This window comes from Shewanella electrodiphila (genome assembly GCF_023283985.1).
Classification (GTDB): Bacteria; Pseudomonadota; Gammaproteobacteria; order Enterobacterales; family Shewanellaceae; genus Shewanella; species Shewanella electrodiphila.
Genome location: NZ_JAKIKU010000043.1, coordinates 1 through 934, shown reverse-complemented (window position 1 = coordinate 934; position 934 = coordinate 1). Strand labels below are relative to the sequence as shown.

Here is a 934-nt window from a genome sequence, read left to right as displayed (position 1 = left end):
TAACAAGAGACTATGGCGTCAATAGTTAATTTTAAGCTTTTGGCGCTTCCCACAAAACACCGTCTCTTAGCATCGAATTTAAGATCACAACCATCTTCCTAATGCAGGCAATAATAGCCACTTTCTTTGGTTTTCCTGCCGCAACTAACCGCTGATAAGTCTCTTTAAAAACAGGGTTAGATTGTATTGCTGACATCATTGCCATGTACAAAACGGTTCTCACTTGATGCCGTCCTCCTTGGATCTTTCTATGCCCTTTGAAGCGTCCACTTTCTTTATTCATCGGTGCTACACCGACCAATGAACTGGCTTCTTTGTTATTAATATATCCAAGCTCTGGTAGGTTGCTGATGATTGATGCAGCGGCAATTTTACCTATCCCTTTCATACTTTGTAGGATGATATTTTTAGCCTGATAATCAGGACAAGACTCGATGAGTTTAACGATTTTATCTTCTATCTTTGTTATCTGATTTTTGAACACGGTTAAGATGGGTTTGATCGTCATAGCAAGCTCTTTGGGTAAAATTTGAAGCCTGTTCTTTTCCATTGTTTGCATGACTAATAGTTGATTTCGTCTGCCTACTAGATCGCTCATAGCCTGCATGATGTCAGGCTTTAGTGTCGACAGCTTAGGTTTAATTGCTTCACCGTAATGCGCGATAAGTTGTGCATCAAGTTTGTCTGTTTTAGCTCGTTGACCAATAGCCCCAGCAAAGCGTTTTATGTGTATTGGGTTGGCGATAACGAAAGGCAGGTTTGCTTCAGAGCAGGCCATGATAAATGGCATTTCTAGGCGACCAGTGGCTTCAATTACGATACGTTCAGGGCGGTGTTTTTTGATGAGGTTTATCGCTTCTTTAATCCCTTTCTCATCGTTATTGACGGTGAAAAATATATCAAGCGGACGAATATAAATGTCGAGTTGAAATTT

At 40.5% G+C, this 934-nt stretch carries 1 protein-coding gene; it reads right to left on the bottom strand.

What is annotated here, in order from left to right; translation table 11 throughout:
* Positions 1 to 31: 31 nt before the first annotated feature.
* Positions 32 to 934 (bottom strand): IS110 family RNA-guided transposase (locus L2737_RS22195; RefSeq protein ID WP_248957134.1); only part of this gene is annotated, 903 nt, incomplete at its 5' end.